Source organism: Aeromonas sp. QDB62 (assembly GCF_027705695.1).
Taxonomy (GTDB): domain Bacteria; phylum Pseudomonadota; class Gammaproteobacteria; order Enterobacterales; family Aeromonadaceae; genus Aeromonas; species Aeromonas allosaccharophila.
On the sequence record NZ_JAPDCD010000028.1, the window covers coordinates 1 to 15,008 of the forward strand.

At 60.4% G+C, this 15,008-nt stretch carries 13 protein-coding genes, 1 tRNA gene and 1 riboswitch; of the genes, 13 read left to right on the forward strand and 1 reads right to left on the reverse strand.

All coding sequences use genetic code 11. The features are described from left to right. From OKC27_RS14495 to hemB, 12 genes are all read left to right on the forward strand, one after another. Window positions 1–76 (forward strand) — tRNA-Thr (locus OKC27_RS14495). Between the two features lie 240 nt (window positions 77–316). Next, complete coding sequence (gene codB / locus OKC27_RS14500; RefSeq protein ID WP_182938555.1) at window positions 317–1,561, forward strand: cytosine permease; 1,245 nt, start codon at window positions 317–319, stop codon at window positions 1,559–1,561. Beyond that, window positions 1,555–2,820: a cytosine deaminase gene (locus tag OKC27_RS14505; RefSeq protein ID WP_182938554.1), complete on the forward strand. Its 1,266-nt coding sequence runs from the start codon at window positions 1,555–1,557 to the stop codon at window positions 2,818–2,820. The genes codB and OKC27_RS14505 overlap by 7 nt, the downstream gene beginning before the upstream one ends. A gap of 95 nt (window positions 2,821–2,915) precedes the next feature. After that, window positions 2,916–3,293 carry a fluoride efflux transporter CrcB gene (gene crcB / locus OKC27_RS14510; RefSeq protein ID WP_005339378.1) on the forward strand — a complete coding sequence of 126 codons (378 nt, stop codon included), beginning with the start codon at window positions 2,916–2,918 and terminating at the stop codon, window positions 3,291–3,293. 65 nt (window positions 3,294–3,358) lie between these two features. Then, the gene (gene ubiE, locus OKC27_RS14515; protein WP_042656756.1) at window positions 3,359–4,111 is read left to right on the forward strand and encodes a bifunctional demethylmenaquinone methyltransferase/2-methoxy-6-polyprenyl-1,4-benzoquinol methylase UbiE; all 753 of its coding nucleotides are present in this window, start codon (window positions 3,359–3,361) and stop codon (window positions 4,109–4,111) included. 20 nt (window positions 4,112–4,131) lie between these two features. Next, window positions 4,132–4,740: a ubiquinone biosynthesis accessory factor UbiJ gene (locus OKC27_RS14520; RefSeq protein WP_042021150.1), complete on the forward strand. Its 609-nt coding sequence runs from the start codon at window positions 4,132–4,134 to the stop codon at window positions 4,738–4,740. Beyond that, the gene (ubiB, locus tag OKC27_RS14525) at window positions 4,740–6,380 is read left to right on the forward strand and encodes a ubiquinone biosynthesis regulatory protein kinase UbiB (protein WP_005339383.1); all 1,641 of its coding nucleotides are present in this window, start codon (window positions 4,740–4,742) and stop codon (window positions 6,378–6,380) included. The genes OKC27_RS14520 and ubiB overlap by 1 nt, the downstream gene beginning before the upstream one ends. A 42-nt stretch (window positions 6,381–6,422) precedes the next feature. Then, window positions 6,423–6,674, forward strand: coding sequence for a Sec-independent protein translocase subunit TatA (gene tatA, locus OKC27_RS14530; protein WP_005339385.1), 252 nt, complete (start codon window positions 6,423–6,425; stop codon window positions 6,672–6,674). A 3-nt stretch (window positions 6,675–6,677) separates the two neighbouring features. Next, window positions 6,678–7,142, forward strand: coding sequence for a Sec-independent protein translocase protein TatB (tatB, locus tag OKC27_RS14535; protein ID WP_124930484.1), 465 nt, complete (start codon window positions 6,678–6,680; stop codon window positions 7,140–7,142). Further along, window positions 7,139–7,894 carry a twin-arginine translocase subunit TatC gene (gene tatC, locus OKC27_RS14540; RefSeq protein WP_163129685.1) on the forward strand — a complete coding sequence of 252 codons (756 nt, stop codon included), beginning with the start codon at window positions 7,139–7,141 and terminating at the stop codon, window positions 7,892–7,894. Before tatB ends, tatC begins: the two co-directional genes overlap by 4 nt. Before the next feature lie 188 nt (window positions 7,895–8,082). Beyond that, window positions 8,083–8,868: a TatD family hydrolase gene (locus OKC27_RS14545; RefSeq protein ID WP_182938553.1), complete on the forward strand. Its 786-nt coding sequence runs from the start codon at window positions 8,083–8,085 to the stop codon at window positions 8,866–8,868. A 3-nt stretch (window positions 8,869–8,871) separates the two neighbouring features. Continuing rightward, window positions 8,872–9,888 carry a porphobilinogen synthase gene (gene hemB / locus OKC27_RS14550; RefSeq protein ID WP_182938552.1) on the forward strand — a complete coding sequence of 339 codons (1,017 nt, stop codon included), beginning with the start codon at window positions 8,872–8,874 and terminating at the stop codon, window positions 9,886–9,888. 258 nt (window positions 9,889–10,146) lie between these two features. On the opposite strand, the gene OKC27_RS14555 is transcribed toward hemB, so the two are convergent. After that, window positions 10,147–12,342 (reverse strand): immunoglobulin-like domain-containing protein, encoded by a 2,196-nt coding sequence (locus OKC27_RS14555; protein WP_182938551.1) that lies wholly within the window; start codon window positions 12,340–12,342, stop codon window positions 10,147–10,149. A 47-nt stretch (window positions 12,343–12,389) separates the two neighbouring features. Then, window positions 12,390–12,474, reverse strand: a riboswitch (cyclic di-GMP riboswitch). 450 nt (window positions 12,475–12,924) lie between these two features. Here OKC27_RS14555 and prlC point away from each other — a divergent pair. Beyond that, window positions 12,925–14,967: an oligopeptidase A gene (gene prlC, locus OKC27_RS14560; RefSeq protein ID WP_182938550.1), complete on the forward strand. Its 2,043-nt coding sequence runs from the start codon at window positions 12,925–12,927 to the stop codon at window positions 14,965–14,967. Window positions 14,968–15,008: the final 41 nt, after the last annotated feature.

Genomic DNA, 15,008 nt, shown 5'->3' on the forward strand with positions numbered 1-15,008 from the left:
GCTGATATGGCTCAGTTGGTAGAGCGCATCCTTGGTAAGGATGAGGTCCCCAGTTCGACTCTGGGTATCAGCACCATGAAAGCAAAAGCCTCCCTGAAAAGGGAGGCTTTTTTGCATTTATCTTTCGGAAAAATGCCACCATATCCTCTGCTGATCTCCATTTCTCGGGGTTTCATACTTCTCCATCACTCTTCATTTTTGTGGTTCGTTTGACCACAAAACCTATTAATTTCCCGATATTCATCGTTGTTTGATTGACGTAAAACGTTTTACATGTAAAATCCGGCGCGTTTTGCCAATTACGTGGAGAGAGAGCATGGCGCAGGATAACGAATACTGTTTGAGGGCGGTTCCCGCCAAGGGGCGCAAAGGTGTGCTGTCGCTGATGCTGGTGATGCTTGGCCTGACCTTCTTCTCTGCCAGTATGTGGACAGGCGGGGCGCTCGGTACCGGGCTGGTGTTCGATGATTTCATCAAGGCGGTACTGATCGGCAACTTGCTGCTGGGGATCTACACCGCCTGTCTCGGTTATATCGGTGCTTCAACCGGTCTCTCTACCCATCTGCTGGCTCGTTACTCCTTTGGGGTGAAAGGTTCCTGGCTGCCTTCGCTACTGCTGGGCGGCACTCAGGTCGGCTGGTTCGGCGTCGGCGTGGCAATGTTTGCGCTGCCGGTGCAGAAGGCGACCGGCATCGATGTGAACTGGCTGATCGCCATTTCTGGCATTCTGATGACGGCGACCGTCTACTTCGGCATTTCCGCCCTGATGGTGCTGAGCTTTGTGGCCGTGCCGGCCATTGCGCTGCTCGGCGGCTACTCGGTCTGGCTGGCGGTGACCTCGACCGGTGGCATGGCGGCGCTGCAGCAGGTACAACCAAGCAATCCCATCGAGTTCACTACGGCGCTGACCATGGTGGTCGGTTCCTTTATCAGTGCAGGAACTCTGACCGCCGACTTTGTCCGATTTGGTCGCAAACCCTGGGGCGCCGTCATGATTACCATGGTGGCGTTTTTTTTGGGCAACACGCTGATGTTCGTCTTCGGCGCAGCCGGTGCGGCGGTGACCGGTCAGGCTGATATTTCGGAAGTGATGCTGATGCAGGGGCTGCTGATCCCCGCCATTCTGGTGCTGGGCCTCAATATCTGGACCACCAACGACAACGCGCTCTATGCCTCCGGCCTCGGTTTTGCCAACATTACCGGCCTCAAGAGCAAGCCGCTCAGCGTGATCAATGGATTGATTGGTACGGCTTGCGCCCTCTGGCTTTACAACAACTTTGTCGGCTGGCTGGCCTTTTTGAGTACGGCAATCCCGCCGATCGGTGGCATTATCATCATGGATTTCCTGCTCAATCGTGAGCGTTACCGTCAGTTTGCCGATCAACAGTTCGAGACGGTACGCTGGCAGGCGCTGGTCGCCACGGCAGTCGGGGTGGCTGTCGGTAAATGGCTGCCGGGCATAGTGCCACTCAACGCGGTATTGGGCGCCGCCTTCACCTATTTCATTCTGGTTCGCCTCACCCAGCGGCCGGTTCTGGTACAGGAAGCTAGCAAATGCTGATTCAACATATTCGTTTGGCCGATCGGGAAGGATTGTGGCAGATCCGCTGTCAGGATGGGGTCATCACCGCCATCGAACCCCATGACGAACATGCCGTAGCTGGTCGGGTGCTGGACGGGGAGGGCGGTCTGGCGATCGCCCCCTTTATCGAACCCCATATTCACCTCGATACCACCCAGACAGCGGGCGAGCCGAGCTGGAATCTCTCCGGGACGTTGTTCGAGGGGATCGAGCGCTGGGCCGAGCGCAAGGCGCTGCTGACCCATGAGGATGTGAAACAGCGCGCCATCCAGACACTGAAGTGGCAGATCGCCAACGGCATCCAGTTTGTGCGTACTCACGTTGATGTCTCCGACCCCAATCTGATTGCCCTGAAGGCGATGCTGGAGGTGCGGGAAGAGATGAAGGAGTGGGTGGAGCTGCAAATTGTCGCCTTCCCGCAGGAGGGGATCCTCTCCTACCCGAATGGTAAGGCCTTGCTGGAGGAGGCGCTCAGGCTGGGGGCCGACGTGATCGGCGCGATCCCCCATTTCGAGTTTACTCGGGAATATGGGGTCGAAAGTTTGCACTACATCTTCGATCTTGCCGAGAAGTATCAGGTTCTGGTCGATGTGCACTGCGACGAGATCGATGACGAGCAGTCTCGTTTCATCGAGACGCTGGCAACCCTGGCCTACGAGCGGGGTATCGGTCATAGAGTCACCGCCAGTCACACCACCGCCATGCACTCCTACAACGGTGCTTATGCTTCCCGCCTGTTCCGTCTGCTGAAGATGGCGGACATCAACTTCGTGGCCAATCCGCTGGTGAACATTCACCTGCAGGGACGGTTCGATACCTATCCCAAACGTCGCGGCATTACCCGGGTGAAGGAGATGCTGGAGGCGAACATCAACGTCTGTTTCGGTCACGACGACGTGTTCGACCCCTGGTATCCCATGGGCACTGCCAACATGTTGCAGGTGCTACACATGGGGCTGCATGTCTGCCAGATCATGGGTTACGAGCAGATCAACGACGGTCTGAAGCTGATCAGCAGCCACAGCGCCCGCACCCTGAATGTGCAGGATCGCTATGGTATCGAAGTGGGCAAACCGGCCAACCTGTTGGTCCTGCCCGCCGACAACGGCTTCGATGCGGTGCGCCGTCAGGTGCCGGTGCGTTACTCGGTCCGCCACGGCAAGGTGATTGCCCAGACCCGCCCGGCCCAGACCGAAATCGTGCTGGGTCAGCCCGAGCCCATCGATTTTCGCCGCTGAGATTTCAATCAGGCTGGGTGGCGATTAGTTCCGCCTCTGGGCACAAGGGCCGCCATTGCGACATAATGGCGGCCTGACCCTGAGGGAGTGACACCATGCAAACCTGGTTCTATGTTGCTGCAGGGGGCGCCATCGGCGCCTGCCTTCGTTTTGGAATTGCCGAACTGATGGCCTTGCTGCTGGGGCGCCACTTTCCTTACGGGACTCTGGTGGTCAACGTGGTGGGCTCTTTCATCATGGGGGTAGCGTTCGCCCTCATCAGCCACGGTCATGTGGTAGAACACCCGATGAAGCCGCTGCTGATGGTGGGGATCCTCGGTGCCCTGACCACGTTTTCTTCCTTTGCCCTCGATACGGTAGTGCTGGCTCAACATGGAGCCTATCTGAAAGCGCTGCTCAATATCGGTCTCAATCTCTTCCTCTGTCTGGCCATGGTGGTGCTGGGCATGCAGTTGGTTGCGAGCCGGGTTTAAGGTGTCCGGACGCCAGTGGCTCTGGTAAACTGGCGGCCATTCTTTGCTCTATGGGTGTTTAAGGGATGTCAGAACAAGCAACGACAACGCATTTTGGCTTTAAAACCGTGGCCGCGACCGAGAAGGAAACTCTGGTAGCAGGTGTCTTCCATTCGGTGGCAGCCAAGTATGATCTGATGAACGATCTGATGTCGTTCGGCATCCACCGCCTGTGGAAGCGCTTCACCATCGACTGTTCCGGTGTGCGCAAGGGCCAGAAGGTGCTGGATCTGGCCGGTGGTACCGGTGACTTGACCGCCAAGTTCTCCCGCATCGTCGGCGAGACCGGTCAGGTAGTGCTGGCGGATATCAACGACTCCATGCTGAAAGTGGGCCGCGACAAGCTGCGCAATCTGGGGGTCGCCAACAACGTCTCCTACGTGCAAGCCAATGCCGAGGCGCTCCCCTTCCCGGATAACCACTTCGACGTGATTACCATCGGCTTCGGCCTGCGCAACGTCACCGACAAGGACAAGGCGCTCGCCTCCATGTTTCGGGTGCTCAAGCCGGGTGGCCGTCTGCTGGTGCTGGAGTTCTCCAAGCCGGTCAGCGAAGTGATCGCCAAGCTCTATGACCTCTACTCCTTCAAACTGCTGCCGAAAATGGGCGAAATCGTCGCGAACGACGGTGAAAGCTACAAGTATCTGGCAGAGTCCATTCGCATGCACCCGGATCAGCAGACCCTGGCGGGCATGATGGAAAATGTCGGTTTCGAGCAGGTGGAGTACTTCAATCTGACCCAGGGTGTGGTCGCCCTGCACCGCGGTTACAAGTTTTAAGGTTGCCTATGCCAATCCCGATACAACTGGATGCCATGGTCACCGCGGTGATCGAAACCAGCCTCAACCAGTTGCTGGCGCTGGACAAACAGAGCCCGGAGCGGCTGCGCAAACTGGTGGGCAAGGTGCTCAAGCTGGAGCTGCGTGAACTCAAGCCGCTCTGGTTTGTCTTCTCCGAGCGTCGGCTGGATGTGCTGGCCCAGCATGAAGGGGAGGCCGATGCGGTGCTTAGCCTCTCCCTGACCGCCCTCGGTCTGCTGAAAGACCCGTCCGCCCTGACCCGCTATATCCGCGAGGAGAAACTGGATCTGAGCGGTGATCCCCAGCTGGTACAGGCATTCAGCGTGCTGCTGGGTGAGCTGGATATCGACTGGGAGGAGGAGCTGTCGCGCTATACCGGCGACGTGCTGGCCCACACCCTGTTCAGCGGTGCCCGTCAGGCGCGTCGCTTGGTCGGTCGCGAACTGTGCCGCACCCGCAGCCAGCTGGCGGAATATCTGACCGAAGAGGCTCGCCTCGCCCCCGGCCCGCTGGAAGTGGCGAGTTTCAACGATGACGTCGAGGTGCTGGCCCAGCAGCTCAAGGCCGTCGAACTGCGGCTGGCCCGCTTCGAACAGCAGGTGACCTGATGACCCCGAAGGAGTTCAAACGCCTCTATCGCATCATCACCATCCTGCTGGAGCAGGGCATCGACGAACTGGTGCCCGCCCGTTATCAACCCTGGCCGGGTCGTCTGGCTCGTCGCTCCCTGTTCTGGCTCAAGAACAAGCAACCGGATCTCAGCCGCGGTGCCCGCATCCGCCTCGCCTTCGAGGCCCTTGGCCCCATCTTCATCAAGTTTGGCCAGATGCTCTCGACCCGCCGCGACCTGTTGCCGCCGGATATCGCCGAGGAGCTGGCCCTGCTGCAGGACAGGGTGCCCCCCTTCTGCGGTCAGGCGGCGCGCCAGCAGATCGAGCTGAGCCTGGGTTGCCCCATCGAAACCCTGTTTGACGACTTCGACGAGACGCCGCTGGCGTCGGCCTCCATCGCGCAGGTGCATACCGCCCGCCTGAAGGAGAGTGGCCGCGAGATCGTCATCAAGGTGATCCGCCCCGACATCGAGCCGGTCATCGAGGCTGACCTGCGGCTGATGCAGGCGCTGGCCCGTCTGGTGGCCCGTTTTGTGCCCCAGAGTGCGCGGCTGCGCCCCATCGAGGTGGTGGAGGAGTATCGCAAGACCATCCTCGACGAGCTGAACCTGATGCGCGAAGCGGCCAACGCTATCCAGCTGCGCCGCAACTTCACCGGCTCAGAGGCGCTCTATGTGCCTGAAATCATCACCGACCTCTGCCGCGAGCAGGTGCTGGTGATGGAGCGCATCTACGGTATTCCGGTCTCCGATATACCGGCGCTGGAAGCCAACGGCACCAATATGAAGCTGCTGGCCGAGCGCGGGGTCGAGGTCTTCTTCACCCAGGTGTTCCGCGACAGCTTCTTCCATGCCGACATGCACCCGGGCAATATCTTCGTCTCTTACGAACATCCGGAAAACCCGCTCTGGATCGGCATCGACTGCGGCATCGTCGGTACCCTCAATCGGGAAGATAAACGCTATCTGGCGGAGAACTTCCTCGCCTTCTTCAACCGTGACTATCGTCGGGTGGCGGAGCTGCACGTGGAGTCGGGCTGGGTACCGGCAGACACCAAGGTGGACGAGTTCGAGTTTGCCATCCGCACCGTGCTGGAGCCCATCTTCGAGAAGCCGCTCTCCGAGATCTCGTTCGGTCATGTGCTGCTCAACCTGTTCAACACCGCACGTCGCTTCCATATGACGGTGCAGCCGCAGCTGGTGCTGCTGCAAAAGACCCTGCTCTATGTGGAAGGGTTGGGGCGTCAGCTCTACCCGCAGCTCGATTTGTGGCAGACCGCCAAGCCGTTCCTCGAAAACTGGATGCACGAACAGGTAGGGCCCAAGTCGGTATTGAACGCCATCAAGGAGAAGGCGCCATTCTGGGCCGAGAAGCTGCCGGAGCTGCCGGAGCTGGTCTATGAGACTCTGCGCCAGACCCGTCATCAGCAGCGTCATTTCGACCAGATGTTTGCCGAGTTCCGCCGTCACAGCCGTCGGCAGGGGCAGGCCCGCTACCTCTTAGGGGTTGGAGCCAGCCTGCTATTGGCGGGTGTATTCTTGCTGACCCAAAAACAACACATTGAGTGGGGACAAGCCAGTCTCGCCGGTGCAGCCCTCTGCTGGCTGGTCGGCTGGTTGCGAACCCGTTCCCATTAATCAACAACCGCGCCGTCAGGCGCCTGTTCTGGAGAGAAAATCATGGGTGGTATCAGTATTTGGCAATTGTTGATCATTGCAGTCATCGTCGTGCTGCTGTTCGGTACCAAGAAACTGCGCGGCATTGGCGGTGATCTGGGCGCGGCGGTCAAAGGGTTCAAGAAAGCCCTCTCCGACGAGCCGGCTGATGCCAAGGCCGAGCAGAAAGATGCCGAGTTTCCCCCGAAACAGCTGAACGAAGCGGCCACTCAGAGCAGTGAGACCGCCAAACAGAAAGACAAAGACCAGGCCTAAGCCATGTTCGATATCGGTTTTTGGGAGCTGGTCGTTATCGGTGTGGTAGCACTGGTGGTACTGGGGCCCGAGCGGCTGCCGGTTGCCATCCGCACGGCTACCCACTGGATCCGCCTCATTCGTTCGACCGCGAACTCGGTCAAGTCCGAGCTGGAGCAGGAGCTCAAGTTGCAAGAGCTGCATAACGACCTCAAGAAGGCCGAACAGTTGCAGATGAGCAACCTGAGCCCCGAGCTGCAGGAGTCCATCGAACAGCTCAAGGCGGCGGCCCAGTCGGTCAATCGCCCCTATCAGGTGGAGAACGAGATCCGTCCGCCGCGCCCCGAGCCGGTCGCCCAGGCTGAGCCTGTCACGCCGGTGGAGCCTGCGGTGCAGCTGAGCCACGACGTGCCACCGGTCAATAGCCAGCGGGAGAGCGAGCCGGTGCCGGTCAGCGACTCCACAGTAAAAGGGGAGGTGAAGCCATGAGTCAGGCCGAACAACCTCTGATCAGCCATCTGGTTGAGCTGAGAACCCGCTTGCTGCGCTCCATTTCCGCCATTCTGGTGGTGTTTCTTGGGCTGATCTACTTCTCCAACAACATCTACGACTTCGTGGCCCAGCCGCTGCTCAGCCAGCTGCCGGAAGGGACCAGCATGATCGCGACGGATGTGGCGACCCCCTTCCTGACGCCGATCAAGCTGACTCTGGTGGTCTCCTTCTTCGTGGCGATCCCCTATCTGCTCTATCAGGCCTGGGCCTTTATCGCCCCCGGTCTGTATCAGCATGAGCGGCGGCTGATCATGCCGCTGGTCGCCTCCAGTGCCGTGCTGTTCTATGCCGGCATGGCGTTCGCCTACTACGTGGTGTTCCCGCTGGTGTTCGGTTTCTTCACCAGTACCGCCCCCGCCGGGGTGACGGTGGCGACCGACATCGCCAGCTATCTGGACTTCGTACTGACCCTGTTCTTCGCGTTCGGGGTCGCGTTCGAAATTCCGGTAGCCACCATACTGCTGTGCTGGACCGGTGTGACCACCCCCAAGAACCTGAAGGAGAAGCGTCCCTACGTCATCGTCGGGGTGTTTGTGGTCGGCATGCTGCTGACGCCGCCTGATGTCTTCTCCCAGACCCTGCTCGCCATCCCGATGTGGGCGCTGTGGGAGATAGGTCTGTTCTTCGCCCGCTTCTACGTGAAGAAAGAGGATGAAGAGCAACAGGAACAACCGGATGGGGAGAGCTGAGGCTCTGTTCGTCACCTGTTTGCCGGACGGCGAGAGGATGACGAAGTCCGCAGGAATAGCAGAACGAGGGGAGCTGAGGCTCCCTTCCTCTTTTCATGCTCCCCTTCGAGGCGTATGGTGTTGGCCCATCGAGTAGATGGTTTTCAAATACCTGATATGTCTTCCTTTTGTTCGGAATGTCTCATCCCATGATCGATATCGGTTTAAACCTGACCAGCAGCCAGTTCGCCGGTGAACAGCCTGAGCTGGTGGCCCGTGCCTGCGCCGCCGGGGTCGAGGCCCTGATCCTGACCGGTACCGATCTGGCTGGCAGCCGCGAGAGCGCCGAGTTGGCCGCCCGCTGGCCGGGCTACTGCTTCTCCACCGCCGGGGTGCACCCTCACGATGCCAAGAGTGTCGATGAGACAACTCTGCCCGCCTTGCGCGAGCTGGCGGCGCTGCCGCAGGTGGTGGCGATCGGCGAGTGCGGCCTCGACTACAACCGCGACTTCTCCCCCCGTCCGGTGCAGGATGCGGTGTTCGATGCCCAGCTGGCTCTGGCCGCCGAGCTCGGGATGCCGGTGTTCCTCCATTGCCGCGATGCGCACGCTCGTTTCATCGAGATCCTCCGTCCCTGGTTGCCGAAGCTGCCGGGGGCCGTGTTGCACTGCTTCACCGGCTCCGACGAGGAGCTGGACGAGTGTTTGGCGTTGGGGCTGCATATCGGGGTGACCGGCTGGCTCTGCGACGAACGCCGCGGCCAGCTGCTGCGCGAGCAGGTGGCCCGTATTCCAGCTGGCCGCCTGATGATCGAGACCGACGCTCCCTATCTGGTGCCGCGGGATCTGAAACCGCGCCCGAAACGCAACGAACCCGCTTTTTTGCCGCACATCGCCCAGGTGGTGGCGGCCTGTCGTGGTGAAGCGCCCGAGGCCTTGCTGGCCCACACCCGGGCCACCTCCGCCGCGTTCTTCCAACTTCCTCTCCAGGAGTGATTCATGGCTACAACTCTTCCGGGCGCCTTTCCGGGCCGCCGCCTGCGCCGTCTGCGCAAACATGATTTCAGCCGTCGTCTGGTGCGCGAGAACGTACTGACCGTCAACGATCTCATCTATCCGGTGTTCGTGCTGGAGGGGGAGAACCGTCGGGAAGCCGTTCCCTCCATGCCGGGGGTGGAGCGCCTCTCCATCGATCTGTTGCTGGAAGAGGCTGCCGAGCTGGTGGAGCTGGGCGTGCCCGCTATCGCCCTGTTCCCGGTCACTCCGCTGGAGAGCAAGAGCCTGATGGCGGAAGAGGCCTACAACCCGAACGGGCTGGCCCAGCGCACCGTGCGTGCCCTCAAGGCCCGCTTCCCGGAGCTGGGGGTCATCACCGACGTGGCACTCGATCCGTTCACCACCCACGGTCAGGACGGCATCATCGATGATGAAGGCTATGTGTTGAACGACATCACCACCGAGATCCTGATCAAGCAGGCGCTCTCTCACGCCGAGGCCGGGGTCGATATAGTCGCGCCGTCTGACATGATGGATGGCCGCATCGGTGCCATCCGCGCTGCGCTGGAAGAGAATGGCTTCATCAACACCCAGATCATGGCCTACTCCGCCAAGTACGCTTCCTGCTACTACGGCCCATTCCGCGATGCGGTTGGCTCTGCCGGCAACCTCGGCAAGAGCAACAAGGCTACCTATCAGATGGACCCGGCCAACAGTAACGAAGCCCTGCACGAAGTGGCGCTGGATATTCAGGAAGGGGCCGACAGCGTGATGGTCAAGCCGGGCATGCCCTATCTGGACGTGGTTCGTCAGGTGAAGGATCAGTTCGGCGTGCCGACCTTCGCCTATCAGGTGAGTGGCGAGTACGCCATGCACATGGCGGCGATCCAGAACGGCTGGCTGAAAGAGAAGGAGTGCATCATGGAGTCCCTGCTCTGCTTCAAGCGGGCCGGGGCCGATGGCATCCTCACCTACTTCGCCAAGCGCGTGGCGCAGTGGTTGAAGGAAGATGCCCGCTAAGCTGATGTGTCCGAGCGTGTAACGGATAAAAAAGAGGGGAGCCGATGGCTCCCCTCGTTCGTTATGAATGTAGCCCGGACATAACTCCGGGCTGTGCCAATCGCGGTTGATGCGAGTGGCTGAGGGAGCCAGCGGCCCCCTCTTGGTTATGACCTGCTGATTACAGCTTGGTCCAGGCGTCGCTCCAGGCAGAGCCAATCGCGGTTGATGCGAGTGGCTAAGGGAGCCAACGGCCCCCTCTTGCTTATGACCTGCTGATTACAGCTTGGTCCAGGCATCGCTCCAGGCAGAGCCGGTACCCGGTGCATAGTGGCTGGTAGAACCACCACACCAGCCGCTGTACGGCCAGGGTTTGCACTCGTAGTTGCCACCGGCGTTGCTGACCCGATCACCGGCCTGATAGCCGGTGTTGGGGGCATAGGCCGGGTAGTCGCCATCGTTGCCGCCGTTGTCGCTCTCTTCGGCCAGGGTGACCGGGAAGCGCTGCACCACCGGCTGCTGGCCGTCAGCCAGACCGGTGATCACCACGTCGTAGCTGCCATCGGTGACGTTGCTGCCCTGCAGTACCAGGGTGCTGGTGCCGTTCACCTTGCTGCTGGTAGTGCCGTGGCTGCGGCCGTTCTGCTCCAGGGTCGCGGTGATCTGCACCGGGTTGGCGGTCGTCACGTTGAAACGGATGCTGACCTGACCGTTAACGATGGTGTAGTCGGAGCCCATGGCGCTGACGGTGAAGTCGCTGCTGTTGATCACTGGCGGTTTGTTGCCACCATCGCAATCGCTGTCGCCCTGAACTTTCCAGACACCCCAGTCACCGGTGGTGCCCGGCTCTTCATTCTGAGTCCACCAGCCTGCCAGCCAGTTCTTGCCGTTGTGGCTGACGATGTCGCCGCCCACGTAGACCTTCTTGGCATCCCAGCTGTTCTCACAGATGGCGCCCTGCTCTTTGACGGTCACGTTGCGCTGCTGGGTCACCAGCTGGCCTGCACTGTCGCTCACCTGATAGGTGAGGGTGTAGCGACCGACCTTGTTGCTGTCGACGCTGCCGCTGACCTTGATCTGGGCGGTCAGATCGCCATCTTCTTCGTCATGGGCGCTGACGCCGGTCATCGGATCGAAGGGGGTGCCCAGCTCCAGCGTGGTGTCGGTGACACCGCTGAATACCGGTTTCATGCTGTAGACCTCGACGCTGCGTACCTGCTCGGTGACGTTGTTGTCGCGATCGCTCACCTTGTAGGTGAGGGGGTAGAGACCAATGCGCTGGCTGTCTACCGAGCCTTCCACCTGGATCTGGCCAGTCAGGTCGCCATCTTCCTTGTCGTTGGCGGTGACCCCGGCCAGCGGATCAAAGGCGGTGCCCTGTTTGATGCGGGTATCGCTCACGCCGCTGAACACCGGCTTGCCGTTGTCGATCGGCGGGGTGATCTCCTGCTCGTGAATGAAGGGGCCGTAGCTCTTGATGAAGGATTCGTTGTAGGACTGACCGGCGGCATTGCGACCCATGTCCCAGTTGATGGACCAGGTCATCACGCCGCGCAGCGGCTGACCCTGATTCTTCAGCTTGTTGAAGGCATCGAACAGATCCTGCGGATTCTTGACGTAACCGGTGGCAGCGGCATCGATGTTGGTCGGGATGCCGAACACCAGCTTGTCGTGGGGGATCTTGTAGTAGCCGCGAGTGCCGTTGATCAGCGAGTCGGCGATGTAGTAGATGAACTCTTCTTTCAGCGCATCGTTGTTCTGGGCAATCCAGCCGATACCGTCGATCCAGATGCCATCGCCACCCTGGTTGTAGAACTGCGGGTTGATCCAGTCGTAGTAGCCTTCCAGCGCCCGCAGATAGGGGGTGTAGAGGCCGTTGGCGGTCAGGTAGGGGAACTCCGGCGCCATGGTGATGAGGAAGTTTTTCCCCTGGGCGCGGTAGTGATCCTTGACCAGACGCAGGGCGGCCGGGATCACGGTCTGGTTGTTGGCGGCGGTGACGGCAGCCTGCTCCAGATCGATATCCAGACCATCGAAGCCATAGGTCTCCACCAGACGGATGATCTCGTCGGCGAAGGCCTGCTCCTGACCGGTACGCAGTTCGATGTGCGCATCGGCACCACCCAGCGCCAGCAGCACGGCACGGCCCTGGCGGTTCAGCTCGGCGATTTGCTCGATGAACTGGCTTTCGCTCATGCCGGTGGCGGTATCCAGCTTGAAGGTCGGGATCGGATTGCTGCCATAGACCTTCATGAAGGAGACATCGACCACGTTGTATTGCGGGTTGACCTGATCGAGTTTGACGCAGGGGGCGGTACCGCCCTGATAACCGGCGCCGCCGCACCAGTTGTGCCAGTAGCCGACCACTACGCCGGATTGCGGGTTGACCATGCTCTGGCCAGCGGTTGCTGCGTGCAGCATGGGGCTGGTGGCGCCGATCAGGCAGCCCAGCAGGGAGAGTTTGAACTTGTTCATCATTGCTCCGTACATTGCAAAAGGAGGCCCATCAGGGGATGGGCTTCGGGGGCAGCTCCGCTGTCATAGGAAAATCCCTTAGACCGGTGGCTTTGCGTGGTGGCCTTTCGAACCACCTTGCCTTTTTCACCCGACCTCTGTCTGGTACAGAGAATCAAGCAGCCCCCAAATTAGCCGCATATGGTAGGAGGGGGAAGATAAATTAATCAATGTGCTCTTCTGTATGTCACATTTTGGAAAAATTTAATAATTCAATGTGTTCCATACGATGTTTGCTTAAATAACGCGATGCGCGACAAGGTGCCAACGCTGATGGCCACAGGCTTGGTGAGGACTTTGGTCATCACAATCGGCGCGAGCGAACTCCCGTTTTGTCGCGCGGGAAATATGGCGCGCAGGCCCGGCGGCTTGTGTCATGAGTTGACGCGCAGGGGGCAGGCGGAGCGCCGGTTGTGGGACGAATGGCAAAAAGGGGGCGGGAGTGTGATTCCAGCTTGATTATTGCATGGGTTGCCCACATGTTAGAAAGCCATACAGAGCTGCTAAAGCGGTCTGTTCAAGACCAAACAAGAGGTAACCGGGATGAATAACCCTTTGCTGACAATGGATTCGCTGCCCCCTTTCAGCCAGATCAAGCCGGAGCAGGTACAGCCTGCCGTGATTCAGGCGATTGCTGATTGCAAGCAGAAGATCAGCGATGTGCTGGCCCAGCGTGAACCCCATACCTGGGATAGCCTGATTGCCCCGCTGGAAGAGGTAAATGACCGTCTGTCACGGATCTGGTCGCCGGTCAGCCACCTCAACTCCGTACTCAACAGCGAAGCGCTGCGCGAGGCCCATGACGCCTGCCTGCCGCAGCTCTCCGAATTCCAGACCTATGTCGGTCAGCATGAAGGGCTCTATCAGGCCTATCTGGCCCTCTCCCAGAGCGATGACTTCCCGCTGCTGAGCGGCGCCCAGCGCAAGGAGATCCAGAATACCCTGCGTGACTTCCGCCTCTCCGGTATCGGTCTGCCTGCCGAGGCGCAGCAGCGTTACGGCGAAATTCAGGCCCGCCTCTCCGAGCTGGCCTCCCGCTTCAGCAACAACGTGCTGGATGCAACCCAGGGCTGGCACAAGCTGGTGGCCGATGAAGCCGAACTGGCCGGTCTGCCCGACAGCGTGCGTGCCGCTGCCCGTCAGATGGCCGAGCTCAAGGGCAAAGAGGGGTGGCTGTTCACCCTGGATATCCCCTCTTACCTGCCGGTGATGATGTACTCGGACAACCGCGAACTGCGTGCCGAGATGTATCAGGCCTTCACCACCCGCGCCTCCGATCAGGGCCCCAATGCGGGCAAGTGGGACAACTCCGCCATCATGAGCGAGCTGCTCACCCTGCGCCGCGAACTGGCTCAGCTGCTGGGCTTTGCCAACTATGCCGAGCTCTCCCTGGCCACCAAGATGGCGGACAAGACCGAACAGGTGGTGAGCTTCCTCACCGATCTGGCGGCCAAGTCCCTGCCGCAGGGCAAGGCCGAGTTGGAAGAGATCCGCGCCTTCGCCGCCGAGCAACACGGTCAGGGCGAGCTGGCTGCCTGGGATCTCGCCTACTACGCCGAGAAGCTCAAGCAGCACAAGTTCTCCATCTCCGACGAGCAGCTGCGCCCCTACTTCCCCGCCAGCAAGGTGGTGAAGGGGCTGTTCGAGGTGGTCAAGCGGGTGTTCGGCATGAAGGTGCGCGAGCGCCTCGGCATCGACACCTGGCACCCGGACGTGCGTTTCTACGACATCTTCGACGCCGAGGACGAGCTGCGTGGCAGCTTCTACCTCGACCTCTACGCCCGCGAGCACAAGCAGGGCGGTGCCTGGATGGACGTCTGCCTGGGTCGTCGCTACCGTCAGGATGGCTCGCTGCAAAAGCCGGTGGCCTACCTGACCTGCAACTTCAACGGCCCGGTGGATGGCAAGCCTGCACTGTTCACCCACAACGAAGTGGTCACCCTGTTCCACGAGTTCGGCCACGGCATTCACCACATGCTGACCCGCATCGACGTGGCCGGTGTCGCCGGTATCAACGGCGTGGCCTGGGATGCGGTGGAGCTGCCGAGCCAGTTCCTCGAGAACTGGTGCTGGGAGTCCGAGGCGCTGGCCTTTATCTCCGGCCATTACGAGACCGGCGAGCCGCTGCCTGCCGATCTGCTGGAGAAGATGCTGACGGCTCGCAACTTCCAGGCGGCGATGCAGATGCTGCGCCAGCTGGAGTTCGCCCTGTTCGACTTCCGTCTCCATCAGGAGTTTGACCCGGCCAATCCGGCGCAACTCCCGGCGCTGCTGGACGAGGTGCGCAGTCAGGTGGCCGTGATGACGCCACCGGCGTTCAACCGCTTCCAGCACAGCTTCTCCCACATCTTCGCGGGCGGCTATGCGGCGGGCTACTACAGCTACAAGTGGGCCGAAGTGCTCTCTGCCGATGCCTTCTCCCGCTTCGAGGAGGAGGGGATCTTCAACCCGGCGACCGGCCAATCTTTCCTGAAGAATATTCTGGAGAAGGGCGGCTCGAAGGAGCCGATGGAGCTGTTCCGTGCTTTCCGTGGTCGCGAGCCCAAGGTGGATGCCCTGCTCAGACACAGCGGGATTGCCGCCTGAGGGCCCCTTACCGTACTGAGCTTCAAGTAGATACTTTTTGC